Source organism: Micromonospora sp. NBC_00898 (genome assembly GCF_045207895.1).
Taxonomy (GTDB): domain Bacteria; phylum Actinomycetota; class Actinomycetes; order Mycobacteriales; family Micromonosporaceae; genus Micromonospora.
The window spans coordinates 4,036,976-4,054,919 of the sequence record NZ_CP108775.1 but is presented as its reverse complement, the minus strand read 5'-3'; the positions used below and the strand labels follow the sequence as shown (position 1 = coordinate 4,054,919).

Here is a 17,944-nt window from a genome sequence, read left to right as displayed (position 1 = left end):
CGTTGCCCGGGACGAGTTCTCCTCAGCATTCCCACACCCTTTGTGCCGGTGTGGTGAGAGGAAGCCCGGAGGCGGCCAACGGGGATGTAATGAGAAGGGCGATCAGCGATGCGTGCTGGTTCTGTGTGTGTCCAGGTTCCGGATCCGGCCCGGCCGGCATCGCTCCACCGGCCCTGACCGATGGCGGCAGCACCAGCGGTCGTCACGGCTGACGGACCGCTCCCATGATCGCCCTCCGGATCTACCGCAGTCTGCCACGGACCGTGCGGCACCGGATGCTCAGCCTGCTGCCGGCGGACCGTCGGCTGCGCCTGGTCCGCTCCCTCACCGGGCTGGGCGGCGCATCGGCGCCCCGGCCGGTCGGCACCCGCATCGAGGTCCGCGACGGCGACGAGCGCCTGTCCGCGGTGGTGGTCGGCGACGCGACACCGGCGGAGCTGTGGCACCGCAACCTCGGCGCGGTGACCGCGGCCCTCCTGGCGGCGGGGATCGAGCACTTCTGCCTGCCCAACACCGACGCGCTGCGCAGCAGCGTCGCCGTGCCGGCCGACCGGCGCGGCGCGGTCCGGGAGGCGCTGCGCTGCGCTCCGGCCCTGCGGGGCGCCCGGGTCGTCCGGGTCCGGGTCCGGGTCGACGGCGATCCGCCGCGCGACGAGGAGGTGCTGCGCGTCTTCTTCCCGGTCACCGACAGCCGGGGGGCGGTGGTACTCGGCGGCGCCTTCGCCTGCGAGATCGAGTTCTGGTACCAGGACGGCGACAAGCTGCGCGCCCCCCGCCACAACCCGGTGACCCACGAGGCACCCCCCCAGGCCGTGCTGGTCAACGTCTCCGCCAGCCAGCTCAGCGACTTCATCCCGCTGCGCGACTCCCGCCGCTACCGGACCCGCAGGGACTTCACCGTGGTCGCGCCCGACCGGATGCGGTTCCCGATCGACGCCGTCTACACCTGGGTGGACGGCTCGGACCCGGAGTGGCGCTCCCGGAAGGCGGCCGCGCTCGGCCGGCAGGCCGGACCGGTGCACCCGGTCGCCGCGAACGACAGCCGGTACGTCAGCCGCGACGAGCTGCGGTACTCCCTGCGTTCACTGGTCAGCTACGCGCCCTGGCTGCGCCGCATCTTCCTGGTGACGGACAACCAGCTCCCCGCCTGGCTCGATCCCGACCACCCGATGATCACCGTGGTCTCCCACGCCGACATCCTCGGCCCGGTCGGCCAGCTCCCGTCGTTCAACTCGCACGCCATCGAGGCGCGGCTGCACCGGATCCCCGGCCTGGCGGAGCACTTCCTCTACTTCAACGACGACGTGTTCCTCGGCCGGCCGCTGCTGCCGCAGACCTTCTTCCACGCCAACGGCATCGCGAAGTTCTTCATGTCACCCGCCCAGTACGGTCTCGGCGACCCCACGGCCGAGGACGCCCCGGTGAACGCCGCCGGGAAGAACAACCGGCGGCAGATCAACCGGATGTTCGGGGTGACGGTCCTGCAGAAGATGAAGCACACCCCGTTCTCGTTGCGGCGCAGCGTGCTGGAGCACATCGAGTCGGTGCTGCCCGAGGAGATCGCCGCCACCATCGGCCACCAGTTCCGGCACCGCGACGACCTCGCCGTCCCGTCCTCGCTGCACCACTACTGGGCCTACTCGATCGGTCAGGCCGTGCCGGGCACGATCGACTACGAGTACGCCGACCTGGGGCACCCCTCCACGCCGGCCCGGCTCACCGAACTGCTCCGCCGCCGGCACCGCGACGTGTTCTGCCTCAACGACACCGACTCCGACCCCCGGACGGTGGCGGAGCAGGAGCAGATGCTCGCCGACTTCCTTCCGCGCTACCTGCCCTTCCCGGCGCCGTTCGAGCTGCCGGAGGAGGTGGTGGCCGAGCGCCGTAAGGTGGGCGCGACCGCGTTGTGGCGGCAGGCCCGTGGCGCCGCCGGGGGCAGGTCGCAGGTGGACGCCCCGACCGTGCCCACGCTGCGGGTCGGCCTGCCGGTGGACGCCCCGACCGTGCCCACGCTGCGGGTCGGCCCGCCGGTGGACGCGCCCACCGTGGCCGCACTCCGCCGCGGTGCGCCAGCCGGCGCCGAACACGGGACCAACGCGCCGTCCGGCGCGGACACCTCCATCAGACTGGGAGGGCGACAAGATGCCTGATCGCCTCGAATGGGTCGCACCGCTGCTCGCCCTCGGCCGCCGGGCCGCCGGCCGACCCCGCGGCGCCGGGAAGTCCACCCCAGTCGGCCGGCCCCGGTCGATGGCCGTCATGGCGCACCAGGACGACGACCTGTACTTCCTCAATCCGCTGCTGGTCAGCCAGCTGAGCAGCAGTGAGGAACACCTGACGGTCTGCCTGACCGCGGGTGAGGCCGACGGCCGCAACGCGCCGGACGGCACCCCGGAGAACGCCGCCACCCCGGTCGACTTCGAGGCCTTCGCGGCCGCCCGGTACAACGGGCTGCGCTGCGCGTACGCCGACATGGTGCTGGGTGACCGGGACGCCAAGTGGCGCCGCGAGGTGACCACCCTGGCCGGCGGCGCCGAGGCTGACGTGTCGATCCTGGTCGACGCGCCGCACATCCGGCTGATCGGGCTCAACCTGTGGGCCACGCCCCCGGCGGGTTCCGCCCCGGGCGCCGGGTCGCTGCCGGGGCTGTGGACCGGCCGGGCCGAGTCGAACCCGACGATGATCCCGCTCGGCTCGCCGGTCCAGGGTGTGCACAGCTACACCCGGGAGGGCCTGATCGAGTCGCTGGTGCTGCTGCTGGAGCGCTTCGCTCCGACGTTGCTCTGGACGATGGACCCGGACCCGGACCCGCAGGTCCACGACCGCGCCAACCCCCGGCACGCGGACGCAGAGGGCTACTCCGACCACAGCGTCCACACGGCCACCGGCCTGTTCACCCACGAGGCGATCACCCGCTGGTTCGCGGCCGGGGGCGGTCGCCGGACGTCGATCGAGGCGTTCCGTGGCTACTACGTCCGGCGCTGGCCGTCCAACCTCAGCCCGGAGGCGCGCGCCGGCAAGCAGCGTTACAAGGACGTGTACGGCTGGGCGGACCGCCGCCCGAGCGACGATCCCGCCGGCCTGGGCGACCGGAAGGTCAGCGGCGACCTGATCGCCCAGGGCAACGCCTCCGGCACCACGCTGCGCTACCCCGGCTCGCGGTCCTGGGCCGCTCCGGGGGCCGACGGCCGGCTCTCGGCCTTCGCCGTGCGGGGCGGACAGGTCGTGCACTGGCGGGAGGGCCACCCCGGCGAGTTGGCGCAGGGCCGGCGGGTGCCCGGGCGCAAGCTGCTGCCGCACGTCAGCGCCGTGCCGACCGCGGACGGCGGCTGGCGCCTCTTCGCCGTGCGGCAGGGGCTGACCGCGGACCCCGACCGGCACCAGCGGGACCTGTGGACGATCGTGCTGCCGGCCTCCGGCGACTACCGGGACGTGCGGTGGGAGTCGCTGGGCAACCCCAACGGGCGCAGCGCCCCGGCGAAGCGGCGGAGCATCGGGATGCCGCAGGCCGTCCCGCTGCCCGACGGTCGGCTGCTGGTGCTCACCAGGAACGCGGGCAAGGGCCTGAGCGGACGGCTCCACGACGGCTCCACCTGGACGCCGTGGCGGGACCTCGGGGGCCGGGACACCCAGGACGGTCTGACCGCGGTGGCCCTGGACGACGGATCGGTCGAGGTGCTCGCCGCGGGACGCCACGGCATCGCCCGCTGGCTGGTCGCCACCACGGAACTCACCGCCGACTTCTCGATGGTGCGCACCGAGGCGGCCGCGGGCCCACCCACCGTGGTGCGGCTGCCCGACGGCGGCCGGATGCTGTTCTGCCGGTGCCGGGACTCGGCGTCGACGGTGTCGTTCCGCACCCGCGACGACGGCCGGACCTGGGACCCCGCCAGCCTCACGGACCTGGGCGGGCACGGCGGGCCGGGCCCGATGGCCGCCCGCTTCGTGCCGGACGCCGGCGCGGCGCTGCTCGCCGTCCGGGACGACGACTCGGCCACGAGCCTGATCTGGGTGGGCCCCGACGGCCGGCCGCGCGGCCCGTGGCTGCGGGAGCCCACCCCGATCGCCGGCAGCCACGCCGTGTCGGTCGACTCGGCCGGCCGGTCCCTCGTGCTGGCGGTCTCCGCCAGCGGCGGCCTGCTGGCCCTGCCGGTGACGCGCTCGGCGTCGTCGCTGACCTCGACGAAGGAAGTACCGTGAACCACGCATCCCCCGCCCCGCACCCGGCCGTGGACCCGTCCGGCGCGGCCGGTGAGCCGGAGGACGTCCGCGAGGTGCTGGTGGACGGGGGACGCCGCCGGGCGCACGTGCACGCCGACCTCACCCCGCTGCTGGCCCGTCAGCTCAACCTCACCGCCGTCACGGCGGCGTTGGAGGCGCACGGCGTCGACCACTTCGTGGTCCGTGGCATGGACGACCGGACGCCGGTGGTCGGGGTCGGGGAGGAGGACCGGGTCGCCGCCCTCGGCGCGCTGGAGAAGCTGGGCGCGGCCGGCACCTGTTACGTGAGCCAGGTGCTGCCCAGGCCGCCGATCGTCAGCGCGCTGCGCGACGCCGCCGACCCGGCGGCCTGGGCTGACCTGCAGCGGGCCCGGGCAGTCAAGCTGACCTGGTTCCGGGTCGACCCGACGGCGCAGCTGGTGCTGGGCGCCGCGTACGGCTGCGAGGTCGAGTTCTGGCGGCCGGACCGCAAGGCCGACGTGCTGCGCGCGCCGCGGCGCAACCGGATGATGCCCGCGGTGTCGATGGCCGGCGTGCCGGTGGAGGCCGATGAGCACCGGTTCACCCGGCTGGCCGCGGTGGCGAAGCCGGGGCGACGTTTCCGTACCAGGCCGGAGTTCGACCACCTGCTCCCGGACGACATCGACTTTCCGATCGACGTCGTCTACACCTGGGTGGACGGCGCCGACCAGGAGTGGCAGCGCCGCCGGGCCGACCTGAAGGGTGAGGCGTTCCACGCCGAGGCCGACAGCGAGTCGCGGTACATCAACCGGGACGAGTTGAAGTACTCCCTGCGGTCGCTGCACCTCAACGCGCCCTGGGTCCGCAACATCTACATCGTGACCGACCGGCAGCGCCCGGCGTGGCTCGACCTGAGCGCGGGGAACATCTTCCTGGTCAACCACGACGAGATCTTCACCGACCGGGACGCGCTGCCGACGTTCAACTCGTGCGCGATCGAGAGTCAGCTGCACAACATCGACGGCCTCGCCGAGCACTTCCTCTACCTGAACGACGACATGTTCTTCGGCCGGCCGCTGGCGCCCCAGACGTTCTTCCTGGCCAACGGCAACACCAAGTTCTTCCTGTCCCAGAACCGGATCCCGCTCGGCCCGATCACCAGCCTCGACAGCCCGGTCGACGCGATGATCAAGAACAATCGACGGCTGGTCGAGGAGCGGTTCGGCCGTACCCTCACCCAGGGCAGCCAGCACGTGCCCTACCCGCTGCGCCGCAGCATCCTCGACGAGATCGAGCGGGAGTTCCCGGCGGAGCACGCCGCGACGGTGCGGAGCCGGTTCCGCAGCGCCACCGACCTCACCATCACCTACTCGCTGCACCACTACTACGCCTTCCTGACCGGGCGGGCCCTGCCCGGGCACGTCAACTACGGCTACGTGCAGCTCGCGGTGCCGGATCTCGCCGCCCGGCTGAAGCGGGCCGAGGCCCGGCGGGACTGGGACACCTTCTGCATCAACGACGCCTACTCGACGTACGCGCAGCTCCAGCAGCAGATGGCCGTACTGGAGCCGTTCCTCGAGGCGTACTTCCCGGTGCCCAGCCCGTACGAGTTGGCGGCCCCGCGGTGAAGTTCTCCTTCCTCATCCACAACTTCTACGGCGTGGGTGGCACCAACCGGGCCGTGTTGAACCTGGCCACCGCGCTGGTCGAGGCCGGCCACCAGGTGGAGGTCGCGTCGGTGTTCCGCCGGCTCGACCGGACCATGTTCGACGTCGACCCTCGGATCGCGGTCGTGCCGCTGGTCGACACCCGGCCGCGCCGGCCGGACCGCACCAACCCGCGGCACCGGGAACCGTCGACGCTGATCCCGGAGACCGAGGAGCTCCACCTCGCGTACAGCCGGCTGACGGACGAACGGATCATCGGCTACCTCCGGTCCACGGACGCCGACGTGGTGGTGGGCACCCGGCCGGGGCTCAACCTCGCCGTGGCCCGGCACGCCCCCGAGCACGCGGTGCGGGTGGCCCAGGAACACATGACCCAGGACCTGATCGACGACGCGGTGAAGGCCGAGATCCGCCAGTGCTATCCGCGGATCGACCTCGCGTACACGGTGACCGGCGCGGACGCGGCGGCTTTCCGCTCGGGCAACCCGGTGCCGGGCACCCGGATCGAGGTGCTGCCGAACAGCTCGCCGCCACCCGGGGTTCCGCCCGCCGAGGGCGGCAGCCGGATCGTGGTGGCGGCCGGCCGGCTCGACCCGATCAAGCGGTACGACCGACTGATCACCGCCTTCGCCCAGGCGGCGGCGGACTGTCCCGGCTGGACGTTGCGGATCTACGGTGACGGCGAGCAACGGCACGCGCTCGGCGCGTTGATCCGGGAGCTGGGCGTCTACGACCGGGTTCGGCTGATGGGCCGTCGGGACGACATGTCGACGGAGTGGGTGAAGGGTGCTGTCGCCGCCGTCACCTCCGAGCGCGAGTCGTTCGGCATGACGATCGTCGAGGCGATGCGGCTCGGGTTGCCGGTGGTCAGCACCGACTGTCCGGTCGGTCCGCGCGAGATCATCGAGGACGGCGAGGACGGCCTGCTGGTGCCCAGCGACGACCTCGACGGGTACGCGGCGGCGCTGCGGTCGGTGATGCGGGACGACGCCCTCCGCGCCCGGATGGCCAAGATGGCCCTGGCGAACTCCGCCCGCTTCGACCCCGCCCAGCTGGCCGACCGGTTCGCCGCCGACTGCGCGGAGCTGCTGGCCGCCCGGCGCGCCGGCACGCCCCGGCCTCGCCGGACCGCTCGCCGGACGCCGCCGGGTGGCCTGACCCGGTCGGTCCTCGCCCGGGGCGGCGAGCTGCTGCGGGAGCCGGACCTGCTGCGGACGGTGGCGGATCCGCTGCTGCGCGGGATCGCCGGTAACGACCTCACCCGGCGGGTGAGCATCAGCGCGCTCGCGCGGCTGTCCCGGCTGCGCCGGGTCCACGGTGCGAGCACCCGGTTGCAGAAGGCGATCCGGCGGCGGGCCTCTCCGGCCGACAACCCCGTCGCGGACTGCCTGGTGCTGCCCGACCTGGGTCTGCGCTGGTCCGTCGACGCCGTGACCGGCCCGCACGGCGGTGCGCTCGTGCTGCGCAACCGGGACACCCGCGAAGTCGTCCAGGTGCCCCTCGTCCCCTCGGCCGACGGTTCCCGGCAGCTCGCCGTGCTCGCCGCGGACGCGCTCTCCGAGGGCCGGTGGAACGTCCACCTGGTGGATGGGAAGGGCGTCCGACGCCGGGTGCGTCCGCAGCGGCTGGACAGCCGGGTCCTCGCCGGCGGCCCGGACGACGGCGTCGCCGCCGACGGGCCCGGGGTGCGGGTGCATGTGCCCTACCGGACCACCGACGGTTTCCTCGCGGTCCGGAGCTGGGCGCGCGCGACGCACGCCGAGGTGCGGCGGGTGGAGCTGGACGGTGAGGCGATCACCATCGCCGCCACCTGGCACGGGCCGGGGGTCCCGGACGGCGCGGTGCTCCGGCGCCGGGGTGACCGACCGGAGTCGCTGACCGTGTGGACCGCCCCGGCGACCGACGGGACGGTGACGATCGTGGTGCCCCTGGACGCGCTGACCGACCTCCGGTTGGGCCGGTACGAGGACTGGGACATCTTCCTCCGCCAGCCCGGCGACCGGGGTGAGGTCCGGTTGGGTCGGTTCGTCGACGACGTCGTCGACAAGAAACGCACCTACAACTACCCGGAGGTCCACCTGACCAGGGAGGTCGACCTGGACCTGGTCGAGGAGGATCCGGCCCCGATGCTGCGCGTGCGCCCCTACTACACGATCGACAGCGAGCTGTCGGTCGTGGTCATCGATCGGCCGTAGCCGTGACCACGGAGGAGACGACGGCGGCGGAGCCGGGGCGGCGCCCCTCAGGCACCGCCCGGGCCGTCGCCGAGCCGTCCAGGTTCGTCGAGACCTACCGCCGGGTGCTCAGCCCGCGGGCGCGCCGGGCCATCGCCGCCCGGGTGAGCCCCCGGGCCCGCCACCAGGTGAAGCAGTGGGTGGCGCAGGTGTCCGGCGACAACCAGTCGGCGGCGCGCCGCGGGGCGCGGCTGGCCCGCCGCCAGCCGGAACTCCTGGCCGGCGGGGACCGCGCCGTGGTGGTGGTGGACCGGCGGGCGCGGGTCGCGCTGGTCCGCCCGGACGTGTCGCCGTGGTCGGCCCGGGCCGCCAACCTCGCCGCGGTGACCGCGGCGTTCGACGAGGCGGGCGTCGACCATTTCTGCGTACGCGGGCGCTCCGACCTTTCGTCGGTGGTCGCCGTCGACGCGGCCGACCGGGACCGGGTGTACGCCGCCCTCGCCGCGGCGTGCCGCCGACTGCCCGGGTACGTCGGCGCGGTAGCCGGTGGCGGGGAATCCCGGTCGGCGCCAGGGTTCGAGCCGCAGGTGTGGCACCGGCTGCGGGACGCCGACGTGCTGCGGTTGACCTGGTACTGGACGGACCCGCGGCAACGACTGGTGCTCGGCGCGGCGTACGGCTGTGAGGTCGAGTTCTGGACGCGCCACGAGGACCAGCTAATCGCGCCGCGGCGGAACCTGGTGGCGGAGCAGGTCCCCGCGGTGGCCGCGGCGGTCGACACGCCCGCGGATCTGTTCACCGCGCTCGGGCCGGCCACCCCGACGGTGCGGGTCCGGACCCGTCCGGAGTTCGCGATCCGGCGCCCAGACGACGTGACGTTTCCGGTCGACGTGGTCTACACCTGGGTGGACGGGGCCGACCCGGCGTGGCTCCGCCGGCGCGCCGAGGTGGCCGGTACCCCGTACCACGCCGAGTCGGCGAGCGCGGCCCGGTTCCTCAGCCGGGACGAGCTGCGCTACTCGTTGCGCTCGCTGCACACGTACGCGCCGTGGGTGCGTACCGTCCATCTGGTCACCGACGACCAGGTCCCGGCCTGGCTGGACGCCGACGCCCCGGGGCTGCGGGTGGTCAGCCACCGGGAGATCTTCCGCGATCCGTCCCTGCTGCCGACCTTCAACTCGCACGCCATCGAGAGCCAGCTGCACCACATCGACGGCCTGTCGGAGCACTTCCTCTACTTCAACGACGACGTCTTCCTCGGTCGTGAGGTCACCCCGAAGGACTTTTTCCTGGCCAACGGGATCACGAAGTTCTTCCCCTCACCGGCGTTGGTGCCGCCGGGGTCGCCGTCGGCGGACGACATCCCGGCGTCGGCGGCCGGCAAGAACAACCGGCGGTTGATCGCCGAGCGGTTCGGCACGGTCCTGACGCAGAAGATGAAGCACATGCCGCACGCGCTGCGGCGCAGCGTGCTGGCCGAGATCGAGGAGTTGTTCCCGGCCGAGCACCACGCCACCGCCGGCAACCGTTTCCGCAGCGTGGCGGACATTTCGGTCGCCTCGTCGCTGCACCACTACTACGCCTTCCACACCGGCCGGGCGGTCCCGGGGGAGCTGGAGTACAGCATCGCCGAGCTGTCCCATCCCGACACGCCCTCGCGTCTCGCGCACCTGCTCGCGCGCCGGGACCGGCACGTCTTCTGCCTCAACGACGCGTACTCCACCGAGGAGGACCTGGCCGCCCAGGTGGCGGTGCTGGGCCCCTTCCTGGACACCTACTTCCCGGTGCCCAGTCCGTGGGAGAAAAGCTGACGCCCGCGTCGTACGCGGTACAGCGGCGCCGGCCCCACCGGGCCGGCGCCGCAGCCGGGACGCGGGGCGCTGCCGGTACGCCGGCGTCCAGGTTCACGACGGTGGCCGGCCGCGCCCTCCCCGGCTGCGACCGGCCACCGTGTCCGTGCGGCGGGATCAGTACGAGTACCCCGAGCTGCCGCTGTCGGAGCCGCCCGAGTCACCCGAGGCGGGCGGGGCGACCGCCTTCGGCGTGCCGGTGGGCACGCAGGTCAGGTTCTTCTTGCCGTTCGGGTCGACCACGAACCAGGTGCCGCCGACGCCCTGGCCCTTCCACTGGCCGGGCTTCTTGTCGCCGATGTAGCGGTAGACCGGCCAGCCGCCGATGGTGATCTGCCGGGTGCCGTCCTGCCGCGTGACGGTGCCGACCTTGTCGTCGGAGACGCCCTGGAGCTGCGGGTTGCCGTCGGTCAGCGCGGGCGGCCAGACCTGGGCGCACTTGTCGACGCAGTTCGACGACGGCGGGTCGGCGGAGTCCTTGTCGAAGCGGTAGAGGATCCAGCCGTCCTGGTCCATCACGACGTTGCCCATCCGGGGCACCTTCTTGCCGACCAGTTGGTCGGTGAGCCGGACGTCCGCCGGGGGCGCCTGCTCGGTGGCGGGGGCGTCCGCGGTGGCGGAGGCCTCCGGTTCGGCCGCCGCGGTGGGTTCGGCCGCGGCGACGGCGACCGGCTCGGCCGCGCTCGAGTTCGCCCCGTCGTAACCCGCGGGAGCGCAGGCCGTTAGTGCGACCATCGCGCTCGCGACGATGACGGTCGTCCGCTTCAGGTGTGCCACGTGCCCTCCTCATTCTTGGCAGTTCACCGAGTAGTACGGGTGGTGTGCTGTCAAGGTTGAAGAAGAAAAGGTGCTCCATTTCATAGTGGACCGATTGAACCGATCCGGCCGCCGACACGTGGGGGAGCACGTCGGGTCCACGCGGGCGGGCACGCCGAAGCGGCGCCGGGCGATGTCGCTGCCCGGCGCCGCTGTCCCGGCGGATCAGAGGTCGGCCACCGTCACCAGCGGGCTGGCGATCCCGTTGACGTCGACGGACTGCACCTGGATCCTCGCGATGTCGTTCTGAGTCGCCGAGGTGGACGCGCTCAGCTCCAGCGGGAGCTGGTTGGTGCTCGTCCCGTACCCGCCGCCCGGCACCGACCAGGTGGAGACCACCTCGCTGGTGTTGTTCTTGCGGACCACCACGAGCCGGCAGGTCCGCGGCCCGGGCAGCCTGGTGAGCTGAACGCTGATCTGTGTGCCGTACTCCTTGGCGGCCAGCCACATCGTGGTCTTCACGCCGGTGCCCGGATCGGTCGCGTCGTGCGGCTCGCCCTCGACCGGTTCCTTCTCGCCGCCGATCCCGGTGCCGGACTTCGTCGGCCCCGGCGACGGCGGGTCGGTGACCGGGGTGGTCAGGGTCGGCTCGGCCTGCGGGATCCGGTCGTCGTCCCCGCTGCCCGCGATGCCGGCGATGCCGACGCCGCTCAGGCCGCCGAAGACCACCACGGCCGCCGCCGTGGCCAGAAGCTGCCGGAACCGGGTACGCCGGCGGTGACGCCGCACCGCCACCAGCGTCCGGTCCAGCAGCGCCGGATCGGTCTGGGTCTGCTCCAACGCGGTCATCGTCTCGCCGTCGATGCCGGCGAGCATCCCCACCACGGGGACCATCGTCTCCAGCTCCGCGGCGCACGCCCAGCAGGTGGCGAGGTGCTCCTCGAAGCGTTCGGTGTCCTGCTGGTCGAGCACGCCGAGCGCGTACGCGGCCACGTCCATGTGGTCTGCCCGGCTCATTCCGTCACCCCCCGTTCCTGCAGAGCCGTGCGCAGCGCGCGCAGCGCGTAGTAGACGCGCGACTTGGCGGTGCCGAGCGGAAGGCCCAGCTCCTCGGCCGCCTCCGGCACCGTCCGGCCCCGGAAGTACGTCGCCACCAGGATCTCCCGGTGCGACTGGCTCAGGGTACGCAGCGCGTCGGCGACCGTCATCGTGCGCAGCACCCGATCCGTGCTGTCCGCCTCGGCGAAGGCCGTCAGGTCCCGGTCGTACGTCTCCGCCGGGCGGGCCTGCTCGCTGCGGTGCTCGTCGATGGCGATCCGTCGGGCCACGGTGACCAGCCACGGTCGCAGCGACCCCTGGCCCTGGATGCCCAACCGGTGCGCGTTGCGCCAGGCCCGCAGCAGCGTCTCCTGCACGATGTCCTCGGCTCGCTGCCGGTCACCGCCGGTCAACCGCATCACGAACATCAGCAGCGGGCCGGCGTGCTCCGCGTAGAGCAGCCGGATCAACTGGTCGGAATGACTGGCCTCAGGGGACGCCGCCTGGTGGCGCCCGGGCGCCGGTCGCGGCGTCACCGGGTCATTCTGGCGATCTGCGGGGCGCGAGTCGACCCCACGGCCCGCCCTCGACGCACGCGACTGGGGCTGCGCCCGAGCGAACATCCACTCGGGCCTCGCCACCTCGCCGTGCCAGCCGGCCGCCACCGCATGCATGCAGACCTCCGGGTGTCCAATGACATCAGCCGGCCCCGCACGGGCATGGCCGCCCGGTGGTACGGGCTGGCCCGCCCGGCGGATCAACGGCGCACGGAAAAAATTCCGGGCGGGGGTGGGGTGGAGGGGGTGGCGTCCGCGTCGCGCACCACGGCGGCGCCGCCGGCGAACCGGTCCAGCTCCGCGCCGGCCAGCACCCGGCCGGGGAACCAGTCGCCCGCCGCCCGCCGGGTCAGCTCCGGCACCGGCGGCTCGACCCGGCCGGCCACCAGCACCAGGTTGCCGTAGCGCCGGCCGCGCAGCACCGCCGCGTCGCCGACCAGGCAGGCCCGGGGCAGCACCGAGCGGACCGTGGCGACCTGGGCGCGGGCGTGCCGCAGCGGCGGGCCGTCGGCGATGTTGGCCAGGTACCAGCCGTCGGGCCGGAGCACCCGGGCCACCTCGGCGGCGTACTCCACCGAGGTCAGGTGGGCCGGGGTGCGGGCGCCGGCGAAGACGTCCGCGACCACCACGTCGTAGCTGCCGTCCCGGCTGGCGGTCAGGGTGGCCCGGGCGTCGGCCACCCGGACCCGCAGCCGGGGGTCCGTCGGCCAGGGCAGCGCCCGCCGGACCAGCTCCACCAGCGCGCCGTCCACCTCGGACACCCGCTGGGTCGAGCCGGGCCGGGTCGCGCTCACGTACCGGGGCAGGGTCAGCGCGCCGCCGCCCAGGTGCAGCACCCGCAGCGGGGTGGTGGGCGGGGCGATCAGGTCCAGCGCGGCGGCCAGCCGCCGGACGTACTCGAACTCCAGGTGGGTCGGGTCGGTGAGGTCCACATGCGACTGCGGCGCGCCGTCGAGGAGCAGCGTCCACGAGCCCGGCCGGTCCGGGTCCGGCGCCAGCTCGGCCTGCCCCGTGTCGACCTGCTCGACCACCCGGTCGGCGTCGCGTCGGCGGCCCATCAGCGCCGGATCCCGCGGGCCGCCGCGGTCAGCACCCGGTGCAGCAGGCGGGCGTCGCCGAGCATCCCGCGCAGCTTGCGTTCCAGCCCGGCGATGGGGATCAGGTTCTGCGGGGCGCGCGGGTCCTTGTACGGAGTGGAGGCGAACCGGGGCAGGGTGACCAGCGACAGGTCGGCCAGGCCGATCGCCTCCGCCGCGGTCAGGTCCGCGGAGCACTCCACCCGCACGATGCCGGCCCAGGGCGCGCCGGCCGCGACCGGCAGCCGGAGGTACCACGAGTAGCCGCCCCAGGCGGTGCCCAGCTTGAACACCGGGGAGCGCTGGCCCGGGGCCAGGCCGGTCACCACCGCGGTCAGCCGAGCGTCCAGGTACTGGCTGTGCTGGGTCTTGATGTAGCCCAGGGTGCGCGGCAGCTGCCGGCGGCTGCGCAGCGGGCCGTCCACCACCAGCAGGTCACCGTCGATCCGGGCGGCGTCGGAGACGGCCACCTCCAGCGCGGTCAGCGGACCCTGCACGGCCGCCGGGAGCTTGCTCAGCTCGCCGGTGCCGCCCACCCGGTGCACCGGGTAGTGGATCCGGCCGGCCAGCACGTCCTGCGCGGACGGGCTGGCGGTGAACAGGCCCCGGCCGACCCGGGCGCCGGCCAGCTCCGCCGCGCCGCGTTCCAGGTCGCAGCGGACCACCCCGGCCGCGTACGACGCGGCGATGCCGGGGAACGACGCGCCGTCGTCCTCGGCCGTCCAGACGCTGGCGTCGATCCGGCGCACCCCGTCGACCAGCAGCACCACGTCTGGGGCGGGCACGTCCCGGCGGGCCCCGATCGCCCGCCAGTCCGTCGCCGGCAGCTCCACGTCCGGGTCGACCTGGGCGCTGCTCGGCGCCGCCGGTCCGCCCGCCGACGCCTCGAACGACGCGCCGTACGCCGGGTCCCACGAGTCGACGAAGAACCGGGCCTCATTCACCGGGCCACCCTTTCGTTCGCGACTGCGGGGCTCCGCTGCGCTGCACTCCTCGCGCTCACAGGCCGGTCCGTTCGACGCGGGCCGTGCGGGCGTCCTTGCGGACCTCGTAGCGGACGGGGATCCGCTCGGCGAGGGCCGGCACGTGGGTGACCACGCCGACCATCCGGTCGCCCCGGGCGGCCAGGCTCTCCAGGGTCGCCGCGACGGTGTCCAGGGTGGCCGCGTCCAGCGTGCCGAAGCCCTCGTCGAGGACGATCGACTCCAGGCTCGCCGCGGTGGTCGACATCCCGGCCAGTTGCTCGGAGAGCGCCAGCGCGAGGGCCAGCGAGGCCTGGAAGGTCTCCCCGCCGGAGAGGGTGCGCACGCCCCGGCGCAGCCCGGCGTCGTGGTGGTCGACCACGAAGAACTCGCCCTTGTCGTGCACCAGGTCGTACTGGCCCTGCGACAGCTCGCGCAGGATCCGCGACGCGCCGTCGACCAGCAGGTCCAACGCCTCGGCCAGCAGCCAGCGCTCGAAGTTGTTGGCCCGCAGGTGCCCGGCCAGGGCCCGGGCGACCCGGGCCTCCCGCTCGTGCCCGGTCCGCTGCTCGCGCAGCTCGGCGGCCTGCTCGCGCCGCTCCACCAGCCGGCGCAGCTCGGCTTCGGCGCGTTCCACCGCCACCGCGGCGGCCCGGCCCGGGTCGTCGGCGAAGGTCAGCCCGGCGGTGGTGAAGAGGGCGGCGATCCGCTCCTCGACCCCGGCCGCCGCCGCCTCGGCCGCGGCGACCGCGTCGACCAGCCCGGCGCGGTCGGCCCGGCGCCGGTCGGCCTCCCCGCCGGCCCACCCGGCCAGGGTGGCCCAGGCGGCGGCCACGTCGTCGCGGTCGGCGGCGGGCGGGCCGAACCGGGCGAGCCGGTCCCGGGCCGTGTCGAAGTCACGCCAGGCCCGGCGCAGCCGCTCCTCGGCGCCGTCGAGCGCGCCCCGGGCCCGCCGGGCGGCGTCCCGTCCGGCGCGCACCGCGGTCGCCGCCTCCTCCAGCGCCCGGCGCAGCCGGGCGTGCTCGTCCAGGGCCGCCCGCAGCGCGGCCGGCGCGGCGGCGTCGGCGAGCTGGCCGTCCAGCTCGGCCAGCCGGGCCCGCAGCTGGTCCTGCTCGGCGCGGGCGCGCAGCAGCACCCGGTCCAGGTCGCGGGCGGCTGCGTCGCGCTCCTGCACCGCCCGCTTCGCGGCCTCGCTGGCGGCCCGGGCCGCCTTCCCGCGGCGGTGGCCCGGGCCACCGCCGACCCGGCCGGCACCGCCGGCACCCGGGGCACCACCTGCTCGCAGACCGGGCAGGGCGCGCCGTCGACCAGGTGCGCGCGCAGTGCCACGGCCTGGTCGGTGGCCTTGGCCTCCTCGTGCGCCCGGAACGCCGCCTCCAGCTCCGCGTCCGCCCGCTCGGCCGCGGCCCGCGCCTCGGCCAGGGCCCGCGCCGCCGCGTCGTGTTCGCCCTGCGCCGCGGTCACCGCCGCGCGGACCGTGGCGGCCTCGGCGGTCAGCCGGTCCCGGTCGGCGTGCGCCTTCAGCAGCAGGCGCAACGCGCTCTCGTCACCGGCCGCGGTCAGTTCGCCGCGGAGCTTCTCCTCCCGCTCCTCGGCCAGCGCCACCGCGGCGACCGCCTCGTCGGCCGCGGCCCGCGCCGTGGTCACCGCCCGGGCCAGCTCGGCGATCCCGTCCGGCGCCCGCACCCCGGCCAGCACCGCCAGCTCCGCGTCCAGCGCGGCCAGGGCCGCCGTCACCTCCCGGGCCGTGGCCCGGGCCCGCTCCAGCTCCGGTACGGCCACCGCCACCGCCCCGGCCAGCTCCCGCGCCCGGTCGACCTGCGCCTGCGCCCCGGCCACCGTCTCGTCGTCGACGGCGGCGAGCCCGGTGAGCATCCGGTCCACGGCCTCCAGCTTCGCCTCGGCCTGCCCGGCGCGTTCGGTGGCCCGCTTCTGCACCGCCTCGTAGACGCCGAGGCCGAGCAGGTTGACCAGGATCTGCTGCCGGGTGGCCGGCTTGGCGTGCAGGAAGTCGGCGAACTGTCCCTGCGGCAGCACCACGCAGGAGGTGAACTGCTCGTACGGCAGCCCGACGGCCGCCAGCACCGCCTCCTCCATCTCGGCGGGGGTGCCGGCGACCACCTCGCCGAGGTCGTCGGGGCTGAGCCCGGTGTCGAGCTTCGTCACGTCGAAGCCGGCGGGCATGAGCTGCAACCCCGCGTTGGCGGTCTTGACCGCGCCCCGGCCGTCCCGGCGTACCACCCGGGTGGCGACGTACCGGTCGCCGGCGGACTCGAAGACCAGCCGGACCCGGGCCTCGGTGGCCGACGGGGCGAGCGCGTTGGCCAGGCCCCGGGCCCCACCCCAGCGGGGGACGGTGCCGTAGAGGGCGAAGCAGATCGCGTCGAGCACCGTGGACTTGCCGGAGCCGGTCGGCCCGACCAGGGCGAAGAAGTCCGCGTCGGTGAAGTCGACGGTGGTCTCCTCGCGGAAGACGGTGAAGCCCGCCATGTCCAGCCGGATGGGGCGCATCAGCGGTCCGCCTCCTCGAGCAGCTCGTCGAAGAGCTCCTGGACGCCCTCGTCGGCGTGCCCGCGGCTGCCCAGGTAGTCGGCGAAGAGCTCGCGCGGCGACCGGCCGGCCCGCTGGGCGGTGCGGGTGCCGCTGCCCGGCGCGGGAATCAGCTCGGGGTCGATCCGGATCTCCAGCGCGCGGGGGAGCAGCTCCTGCACCTCCTCGCGGAGCCCGGCGCGAGGCTGCTCCCGGACGTAGACCCGCAGCCAGCCCTCCGGCGCCTCGATCTCGGCGAGCTGGGCCAGGGTGCCCCGCACGGTGCGCAGGGGGGTGGCCCCCGGCACCGGCACCTCGCGGATCTGCGCCGCCGTCTTCGCGGTGACCTCGACGATCGTCACCGAGCCGACGTTCTCCTGCTCGCCGAAGTCGACCGCGAGCGGGCTGCCGCTGTACCGCACCGGGCAGGGCCCGATGACCCGCTGCGAGCGGTGCAGGTGGCCCAGGGCCACGTAGTGGGCGTTGCCCGGGAAGACGGTGGCCGGCACGGCGTACCCGAGGACGGTGTGCGCGTCCCGCTCGCCGCCGCCGGTGGCCGCCCCGACCACGGTCAGGTGGGCGGTGACCAGGTGCACCCGGTCGGGCTCGGTGAAGCCCTCGGTGAGCCGGGCGAGGACCCGGCCGAGGTGGTCGGCGTACGTCTGGTTCGCCTCGGCGGCGGTCAGCTCGTACATCTCCACCGCGCGGACCGCGTACCGCTGGGACAGGAAGGGCAGCGCGGCGAGCTGCCAGCGCTCGCCGTCGGCGGTGACCCCGTCGATGACGTGCTCGGCGGGATTGTCCCGGACGCCGCCGCGCAGGGTGATGCCGGCCGCCTCGGCCCAGGGGCGCAGCGCGTCGAGGGCCTGGCCGTTGTCGTGGTTGCCGCCGATCGCCACCACGTCGGCACCGGTGCGGCGCAGCGCGGTCAGCGCCCGGGTGACCAGCCGGGTCGCTTCGGGGGTGGGCGCTGCGGTGTCGTACAGGTCGCCGGCCACGATGACCAGGTCGGGGCGCTCGGCCCGGGCGATCTCGATCACCTGGGCCAGCACCTGCTTGTGCTCCTCGGCCCGGGACTGGCCCTTGAGCACCTTGCCGACGTGCCAGTCGGAGGTGTGCAGGATCTTCACAGTGCTGGCCTTTCGTTCGCGAC

General features: G+C 74.4%; 11 protein-coding genes and 1 pseudogene. 5 read left to right on the top strand and 7 right to left on the bottom strand.

Going from position 1 to position 17,944, the window contains the following annotated elements:
• The first annotated feature begins 224 nt into the window (after nucleotides 1-224).
• From OG799_RS19745 to OG799_RS19725, 5 genes are read left to right on the top strand one after another with little or no spacing between them, the layout of a single operon-like run.
• A complete protein-coding gene (locus OG799_RS19745; RefSeq protein ID WP_406036650.1) occupies nucleotides 225-2,150 on the top strand; it encodes a stealth family protein in 1,926 nt (641 codons plus the stop codon).
• Nucleotides 2,143-4,200, top strand: a complete 2,058-nt coding sequence (locus OG799_RS19740) for a PIG-L family deacetylase (protein WP_406036649.1) — start codon at nucleotides 2,143-2,145, stop codon at nucleotides 4,198-4,200. The genes OG799_RS19745 and OG799_RS19740 overlap by 8 nt, the downstream gene beginning before the upstream one ends.
• Nucleotides 4,197-5,810, top strand: a complete 1,614-nt coding sequence (locus tag OG799_RS19735) for a stealth family protein (RefSeq protein WP_406036648.1) — start codon at nucleotides 4,197-4,199, stop codon at nucleotides 5,808-5,810. Before OG799_RS19740 ends, OG799_RS19735 begins: the two co-directional genes overlap by 4 nt.
• The gene (locus OG799_RS19730) at nucleotides 5,807-8,044 is read left to right on the top strand and encodes a glycosyltransferase family 4 protein (RefSeq protein ID WP_406036647.1); all 2,238 of its coding nucleotides are present in this window, start codon (nucleotides 5,807-5,809) and stop codon (nucleotides 8,042-8,044) included. Before OG799_RS19735 ends, OG799_RS19730 begins: the two co-directional genes overlap by 4 nt.
• A gap of 2 nt (nucleotides 8,045-8,046) precedes the next feature.
• Complete coding sequence (locus OG799_RS19725; RefSeq protein WP_406036646.1) at nucleotides 8,047-9,834, top strand: stealth family protein; 1,788 nt, start codon at nucleotides 8,047-8,049, stop codon at nucleotides 9,832-9,834.
• A 156-nt stretch (nucleotides 9,835-9,990) separates the two neighbouring features.
• On the opposite strand, the gene OG799_RS19720 is transcribed toward OG799_RS19725, so the two are convergent.
• The 7 genes and pseudogenes from OG799_RS19720 to OG799_RS19690 form a co-directional block, all read right to left on the bottom strand.
• A complete protein-coding gene (locus tag OG799_RS19720) occupies nucleotides 9,991-10,650 on the bottom strand; it encodes a hypothetical protein (protein WP_406036645.1) in 660 nt (219 codons plus the stop codon).
• Between the two features lie 204 nt (nucleotides 10,651-10,854).
• Nucleotides 10,855-11,646 (bottom strand): anti-sigma factor family protein, encoded by a 792-nt coding sequence (locus OG799_RS19715; protein WP_406036644.1) that lies wholly within the window; start codon nucleotides 11,644-11,646, stop codon nucleotides 10,855-10,857.
• Nucleotides 11,643-12,341 (bottom strand): sigma-70 family RNA polymerase sigma factor, encoded by a 699-nt coding sequence (locus OG799_RS19710; protein ID WP_406036643.1) that lies wholly within the window; start codon nucleotides 12,339-12,341, stop codon nucleotides 11,643-11,645. The genes OG799_RS19715 and OG799_RS19710 overlap by 4 nt, the downstream gene beginning before the upstream one ends.
• An 83-nt stretch (nucleotides 12,342-12,424) precedes the next feature.
• Nucleotides 12,425-13,282: a spermidine synthase gene (locus OG799_RS19705; RefSeq protein WP_406036642.1), complete on the bottom strand. Its 858-nt coding sequence runs from the start codon at nucleotides 13,280-13,282 to the stop codon at nucleotides 12,425-12,427.
• Nucleotides 13,282-14,244, bottom strand: coding sequence for a hypothetical protein (locus OG799_RS19700; protein WP_406036641.1), 963 nt, complete (start codon nucleotides 14,242-14,244; stop codon nucleotides 13,282-13,284). The genes OG799_RS19705 and OG799_RS19700 overlap by 1 nt, the downstream gene beginning before the upstream one ends.
• A gap of 55 nt (nucleotides 14,245-14,299) precedes the next feature.
• Nucleotides 14,300-16,773, bottom strand: a pseudogene (locus tag OG799_RS19695) (AAA family ATPase).
• Nucleotides 16,773-17,921: an exonuclease SbcCD subunit D gene (locus OG799_RS19690; RefSeq protein WP_406036640.1), complete on the bottom strand. Its 1,149-nt coding sequence runs from the start codon at nucleotides 17,919-17,921 to the stop codon at nucleotides 16,773-16,775. The pseudogene OG799_RS19695 and the gene OG799_RS19690 overlap by 1 nt, the downstream one beginning before the upstream one ends.
• Between the last annotated feature and the right edge of the window lie 23 nt (nucleotides 17,922-17,944).

What these genes read in the sequence shown, in the direction of transcription:
- OG799_RS19745 (WP_406036650.1), top strand. Translation starts at nt 225, where the DNA reads ATGATCGCCCTCCGGATCTACCGCAGTCTGCCACGGACCGTGCGGCAC.
- OG799_RS19740 (WP_406036649.1), top strand. Translation starts at nt 2,143, where the DNA reads ATGCCTGATCGCCTCGAATGGGTCGCACCGCTGCTCGCCCTCGGCCGC.
- OG799_RS19715 (WP_406036644.1), bottom strand. Translation starts at nt 11,646, where the DNA reads ATGAGCCGGGCAGACCACATGGACGTGGCCGCGTACGCGCTCGGCGTG.
- OG799_RS19710 (WP_406036643.1), bottom strand. Translation starts at nt 12,341, where the DNA reads ATGCATGCGGTGGCGGCCGGCTGGCACGGCGAGGTGGCGAGGCCCGAG.
- OG799_RS19705 (WP_406036642.1), bottom strand. Translation starts at nt 13,282, where the DNA reads ATGGGCCGCCGACGCGACGCCGACCGGGTGGTCGAGCAGGTCGACACG.